Source organism: Nostoc sp. UHCC 0252, from assembly GCF_034931145.1.
In the GTDB taxonomy this organism is placed as follows: Bacteria; Cyanobacteriota; Cyanobacteriia; order Cyanobacteriales; family Nostocaceae; genus Nostoc.
In genome coordinates, this window is sequence record NZ_JAYGHE010000144.1 from 1 (window position 1) to 6,218 (window position 6,218).

Annotated in this window: 6 protein-coding genes; 3 read left to right on the plus strand and 3 right to left on the minus strand. The window is 41.5% G+C overall.

Features of this window, described 5'->3' with window-relative positions:
- Together VB732_RS35120 and VB732_RS35125 are read right to left on the minus strand one after the other, a co-directional pair.
- On the minus strand, positions 1-1,458 hold a 1,458-nt coding region (locus tag VB732_RS35120; protein ID WP_323235424.1), incomplete at its 3' end, for a strawberry notch-like NTP hydrolase domain-containing protein.
- Positions 1,459-1,822: 364 nt separating this feature from the next.
- Positions 1,823-2,350 (minus strand): hypothetical protein, encoded by a 528-nt coding sequence (locus VB732_RS35125; protein ID WP_323235425.1) that lies wholly within the window; start codon positions 2,348-2,350, stop codon positions 1,823-1,825.
- A gap of 348 nt (positions 2,351-2,698) precedes the next feature.
- Here VB732_RS35125 and VB732_RS35130 point away from each other — a divergent pair, with 348 nt between their 5' ends.
- Positions 2,699-3,646, plus strand: a complete 948-nt coding sequence (locus VB732_RS35130; RefSeq protein WP_323235426.1) for an RpoD/SigA family RNA polymerase sigma factor — start codon at positions 2,699-2,701, stop codon at positions 3,644-3,646.
- A gap of 154 nt (positions 3,647-3,800) precedes the next feature.
- Positions 3,801-4,052, plus strand: coding sequence for a hypothetical protein (locus VB732_RS35135; RefSeq protein ID WP_323235427.1), 252 nt, complete (start codon positions 3,801-3,803; stop codon positions 4,050-4,052).
- A gap of 94 nt (positions 4,053-4,146) precedes the next feature.
- On the opposite strand, the gene VB732_RS35140 is transcribed toward VB732_RS35135, so the two are convergent.
- Positions 4,147-4,572, minus strand: coding sequence for a GFA family protein (locus VB732_RS35140; RefSeq protein WP_323235428.1), 426 nt, complete (start codon positions 4,570-4,572; stop codon positions 4,147-4,149).
- 304 nt (positions 4,573-4,876) lie between these two features.
- Here VB732_RS35140 and VB732_RS35145 point away from each other — a divergent pair, with 304 nt between their 5' ends.
- Positions 4,877-6,112 (plus strand): AIPR family protein, encoded by a 1,236-nt coding sequence (locus tag VB732_RS35145; protein ID WP_323235429.1) that lies wholly within the window; start codon positions 4,877-4,879, stop codon positions 6,110-6,112.
- Positions 6,113-6,218: the final 106 nt, after the last annotated feature.

Consider the following 6,218-nt stretch of genomic DNA (forward strand, 5'->3'; position numbering starts at 1 on the left):
ACGAAATTTTACAGCATTTTCTTCGCCTTGAGCCGCTACAGTCACATTATCCCATGAATTATCGACAATATAAGACCCAGAAAGAAATTCACCGTGCGCCTGACCTGCGTAAATAACGCTTTCAAGTTGTGCCTCTGACAACAAGCCTTGTGTGATAATGTTGCTAGGAAGATGCGGTTTATAAGTTGGTGGTGGTGGTGAGACAAGTGCTAGGGCTGCACTTTCGCAAAGCAGCGAGGGATGAGGCAAAGCGTCCTTGATTCGGATTCGCTGTGGGCGATAGGTTTCGTATAAAGTATCTTTGAGTCCATCATTTGCAGACCATTCGACGACTTCGTATTCCAGAATAACCACATCTGGAATTGAAGAAAGTGTTTCTGCTTGAGCTACCACAGAGCGTTTTGGCAATTGAACAACAATTGCCTTCGCAGCAGCTTTGACTTTTTCTGAGCGTTCCCACGAAGATCGTTCAGGCAACTGCTCAATCAACGCTAGCAGTTCGGGCAAGTCCAAAGTTTCGGGAATACAGGTGATGTCGCCGGGATTATCAGCCGGGACTTTATCAATTACCGTAATCCGGGTTTCCATCGTCGTCCCGTGTTTCGAGTACACTTTGCCGTTGACCCCAACAGACAGTAGAACTCGCGCAAAATCCTGCCACTTAAGGAAAGTCTCTCGCCAAGTAGGATTATTGGGAGAGAACCAGTTGGCTGTGATTGTTACCAGCCGCCCACCGTCAGCCAGTCTTTGCAATGCCGAGTTGATGTGGCTCTTAGTTGCGTCGGGGTTGCGACTGTTGATTTTGGGAGATGCGGAGAAAGGCGGATTCATCAGCACAACTGAGGGCTGAGTCTTGCCAGCTAAATAATCGTTGATTTGTTCGGCGTTGATCCCAAATAATGGCGTGCCAGGGAATAACCGTCGCAGAATCTTCGATCTATCGGGTGCAAGCTCGTTGAGCATCAGACTTGCACTGTACAGTTTAGCCATTTGTGCTAACAAACCAGTTCCGGCAGATGGCTCCAGCACCAAATCAGTAGCTTGTACAAATCCTGCTTTGGCTACCAGATAAGCAAGCGGCAAAGGGGTGGAGAATTGCTGAAGCTGTACTGACTCTTCACTGCGGCGAGTATGCGTCGGACAAAGGGCTGTTAATTCTTCTAATTGTTGCACAACCACTTGAGGTTGTTGTGATAAAATCTTAATTCCCAGATGACGCAGATATAATATTTGCGCTACTTCCACAGCTTCGTAAGCGTCTTTCCACTGCCACGCACCGGACGCAGCAGTGCCTAGAAAATAGCGATTCATCTGGGAAGAAACAGTTTTCGTAGAGAGAGGGCGATTATCTATTAAAACTTTTGCAAGCTCTTGGGCAACATTAATAACTGACTGCCCATAATCGATTACTGTTTGCAAATCGAATAAAGAACCTTGAGTGAAAAGTTGCTGTACCATTGCATCACTCACAATATTATTTTTTCACTTTTGCTATGGCGAAGCCTTTCTCTTATTAAGAATAAATGAGGCAATTGCCAAGAAGGGGAAATGGGGAAGGGGGAAAGGGCAAAGGGCATAGAATTTAGAACTTTTCCCCACAAGGTAGAAAACCCCTGCTTTTAAATACGGAGAACAAAAAAGAAGATTTTTGAGACGTGTAGTGCAAGAATAATCAGCGTCTTTATTTGAAACAAGAGCTTTTAAGTTACTGGTTCCTTTTCCCCTTCCCCTTTAACCTTTAACCTTCTTCATTAGCCTCATTTAAACTTTTGAACCTTCAGATATTTATTCTTCGGTGATCGGACGAGAATTAAAAAGCGAATTAAGCAGTTTTACGCGGTCTACCTGGCTTGCGCTTGCCTGAAGACTTTACATCAGCCTGTTTGTTTTTCAGTGACTTGTTGGCAGCATTGTTAGCTTTATTTGAACGAGTAGTACGTTTTGGTTGTGGTGAAACTTCTTTAACTGGAGGCAGTAATCTTAATGGACTTCTTTCAGAAGTAGGGGAAAGGGGAAGGGGTAAAGGGGAAAGGATGGAATTTTCTCTTTCTCTTTCCCTTTCCCCTTTACCCTTTAACCTTTCCCCTTCATTGCTTGTACGATAAACAACTTCATCCTCTAACATCCAAGGATCTGGCAATTTTTCAAAAGTCTGAACTTGTTGTGGTGTGATTCTTTCTGATACTGATGGAATTGTAGAAGCCGCTATATTTAGATTGCCAACCGAAACCACATTACTAGCATAAGCATCCGATACAAATAGTCCGTTAATGAACTGGAATATAACGAGAGTAACGAATGCCCAAAAGATGACTACGATTGTCAAAGTGAGCAGAGATTGCATATCCATGATTATTTCTCAACTAAGTATTTGTAATTTTCAATTAATTTACGCAAAGCGTCTTGGAGCCTTGTCCAAATGTGAAGCGAATTTGAACATATCCTCTCTTCAAGAGAGGACTTCACTCTAAATTTAGCGTAGCGTATTTTTATTTAATCCAACCAAATTTTTTATTATCTTAAAACTTAGTTACAAAATAAAGCATATTTTAGTATCTACCTATTTGAAGATTTAAAGTATTATATTTATAAATATATTTGACAAATATGAGTATTAGTCTAAGTCTATAATTAAGATTTGATTTATTAGCTAATTCCTGAAATCAAACATTTTACTCAAACGAAAAAAAGTATTCGTATGCCCAATCCAACTACGGACTTAGTTCGCTCCTACCTCAAAGAAATCGGACGCTACCCTCTGCTAACTCCTGAGCAAGAAATTACAAACGCTAGGCTTGTGCAGCAGATGATAACGATTGAGCAGCAACAGCAAGCGATCGCACTTAAACTTAACCGACAACCAACTGCAAGAGAATTAGCTATCTCGTTTGGGCAAAGCGAAGCTGAAGTAGAGTTAATCGTTCAACAAGGCCAAAAGGCTAAACAGAAAATGGTGACAGCGAACCTGCGGCTAGTGGTTTCTATTGCTAAGAAATACCAGAACCACAATTTAGAATTCCTCGATTTAATTCAGGAAGGTACACTAGGTTTGCAAAAAGGGGTAGAGAAGTTCGACCCTAACAAAGGCTACAAACTATCAACCTATGCTTATTGGTGGATTCGTCAGGAAATTACACGTGCAATTGCAGAAAAATCTCGTACTATTCGATTGCCAACTCATCTAACCGAAAGACTTAATAAAATTAAAAAAATACAGCGAGAAAGCTTTCAAAAGCTTGGTCGGTATGCTACTGTCACCGAAATTGCTGAAGAATTAAATTTAAAGCCTAACCAGGTTCGAGAATATCTCAGTGTCTCGAAGCAGCCAGTTTCTTTGGATTTGTGTGTGGGAGACAATCAAGACACTAAGCTATTGGATATCTTACCTGATGAGAGCATTTCCTCAGACGAACGGCTCACCAAGGAACTGTTGCGCCTTGATTTGAATAATCTGCTGGCATCCCTACCCCCTATACAACGAGAAATACTAACTCTACGTTTTGGGTTAGAGAATGATCATCAACTGAGCTTAACTCAAGTTGGCGATCGCCTTAACTTAAGTCGAGAACGAATTCGCCAGCTTGAACATAAAGCGCTCTCTATTCTTCGCCATCAAAAAAGTGATATTAAGGAGTATCTTAATTAGCAATGATTTCCACCTCTACTATCATCGCAGACGTAAAGGTAATATTTCCCCAAGGCAATTATCCTTGTTTTAATCATGAAGATGATGCTCTGGCTATACTATTAGTCAAAAACAAGAAACTATATTTATAAATAGCAACTTAAAAAACTAATCAATGTCCAGCAAAACTATTGAAGTCCGAGAGTACACCGTCAGAGCGCATAAGCGGGAAATTCACACCCGTGTTTTCAATTTTGTGTGTAAGCAATGCGAACAACCCACACAACGAGAAACCTTTGGGGTTCGACCTCTATATTGCGAGAAATGCCGTCCGCCTCAACCTCCCAAGCAATCGAAAGTAGTCCCTATAGGCAAGAGGAAACCCAGAGCGATGAACTATGAGAGTGGTAAAGACATAGCTGGATGATTTGTTGTCTCTTGGGTGAGTGAAGCAGTACGCTCATTCGCCCAACCTAATTCAAACTGGTAAAAGGTAACTCTAATGTTTGGAAGTTTAGAAGTCATTCAGGAGTTGCAAACTGTGCAAATAACTCTGCCCCTGTCAGGTCATTAGTTTCATTGGCGAAACAGTAATATTGGGGCTTTTCATCAATGAATACCTGATGATCGAAAACAAGACCTTCAGAACTATCGAATAGTCCAACGGGGATGAAATACTGGTTACTTTGTTTCAATTTGTAAAATAGATGGCTACCACACTGCTTACAGAATCCACGTTCTGCCCACTGTGACGATTGATAAAGCCCAATATTTTCTTCACCAGCCAAGCTGACATCACTTTTACAATCAACAGCTAACAGAGGCCCTCCGCCCCAATTGCGGCAGATACTACAATGACAGGCTCCCACACTTTTACTCATGCTAGTTGTAGAAAGACTTACTGCTCCACACAGGCAACTACCTTTTGCAATGCTTACGTTAGACATATTATTTTCTCTGACTCCATGCAGGCGCTCCAATTACTCACATTTTCCCCTATTTCATACTGGAAATGCCAAGAATATTAAGTAGTTCACTTTCGTGACTTTGCTCTTTTAAAGGTAAAAGCAAAGTTACGAAACAACTTTTACAATTTATTCTCTAGAAAGCTTGCTGAGAGACTATTTATAAAGTAAATCTTTAGAGAACAAGACGACGCAACATAATTCTGTACTTGACATTAGCGAGAAACGGGATATCAGATACGGGTTTTAGTTAACATAGAAATTCCCCTGACATTGCAAATCAACTATGCCCAAGACTTGGAATCTAAAAATAGATAACTATTTTCAAGCCAACCCCAATTGCATTATCGCCACAGCCCACGTAGACTCCTTCCCTATAGACCTGCCGCTAGAACCCAACATCCGGGAACCCAACCGTAAAAGCGCGACCTACAGACAAATCTTCGACTCACTAACGACCGAACCCGAAAAATTCTTCTCTCGTCACAGTGGAATCGTTCTGTCAGCGAATATTGCTAAACCTGTTAAGAACAAAACTGAGCTAGAACTGGAGATATTAGAAGCTAACGAAGGGGGTAGCGATGGCATTATCAACGGAGGGCACACAGTTTTAGCTTTTGAGCAAGCGAAAAATTACAAATATGACCTAACCGAAGCCAGAGTAAAAGTTACGATTCACATCGGGCTGACTGAAGAATCAGCCAAAGATATAGCCCTAGCAAGTAATACTACAACGCCAGTAGATTCTCGTTCCAAAGTCAACGCCAGGGGTGATTACAAATTCATCAAGCAGTACTTAGCCCAGTTAGAACATAAGGAAGAGAGAAAATTCCGCATTGCCTATTACCAAAACCAAAGCGGCGCTCCCAGAAATGCCCAGTGTAATGTCACCCATTTGCTGAAGCTCCTTTACTGCCTCGACAGAAATAAATACAACCCCGACGGCAATAAACGAACCAAACACCCAGCAGGGATGAGTCTTCCAAGTAACATCACAGATGCAGAAAGGGAAAGATTAACCGCCTTACTGCCTCTGTTAACTCATGCTCTGTGGATAGAGCAAAGACTTTATGAAATAATCCAAGACCATATCAGCAACCCCAGAAGAAAGGGTAGTAACGATTTAGCATCAATTGATATACGTAAAACGACGTTATTACCTGACAGTAAGTACTCTTTTGGGTTTGGTGCGCCAACTGACCTCGCACTACCGATAATTGCATCTTATCGGGTATTTTTGGACAAGGACTATAAATGGATTCTGCCGTTTAACGAATTTGCCGAAGATTTCCTGCAACACTTGTGGAATAACTATTTCCGTAAATACTTGGTGTCGGAGAAAACAGCAGGGAATACAGTCGGCACAAAAATCAGCCGCAATCAAGAGATTTGGGAAAGTTTGTACATTTCGGCGCAGAGTTATCTAAATCAGCACTTGGTTAAAATGGTCAACTCCAGTAAGTCAGAAGAACCGAAGGTGACACAAGGTACAAAAAGGCGTGTGCAAGCAGATAAGAAATGATGAAACCCTTAATAGGCAATAGTTAAAGCTAAAATTTCTTTAAATCTTTCACTGTCGGACCGTGTAAAACTTCCCCTTTGCAACTGAAACGTGAACCATGACAAGG

Bases quoted from the DNA above. Each gene is read 5' to 3' on its own strand.
- VB732_RS35125 (WP_323235425.1), bottom strand. From the start codon at position 2,350: ATGGATATGCAATCTCTGCTCACTTTGACAATCGTAGTCATCTTTTGG.
- VB732_RS35130 (WP_323235426.1), top strand. From the start codon at position 2,699: ATGCCCAATCCAACTACGGACTTAGTTCGCTCCTACCTCAAAGAAATC.
- VB732_RS35135 (WP_323235427.1), top strand. From the start codon at position 3,801: ATGTCCAGCAAAACTATTGAAGTCCGAGAGTACACCGTCAGAGCGCAT.
- VB732_RS35140 (WP_323235428.1), bottom strand. From the start codon at position 4,572: ATGTCTAACGTAAGCATTGCAAAAGGTAGTTGCCTGTGTGGAGCAGTA.
- VB732_RS35145 (WP_323235429.1), top strand. From the start codon at position 4,877: ATGCCCAAGACTTGGAATCTAAAAATAGATAACTATTTTCAAGCCAAC.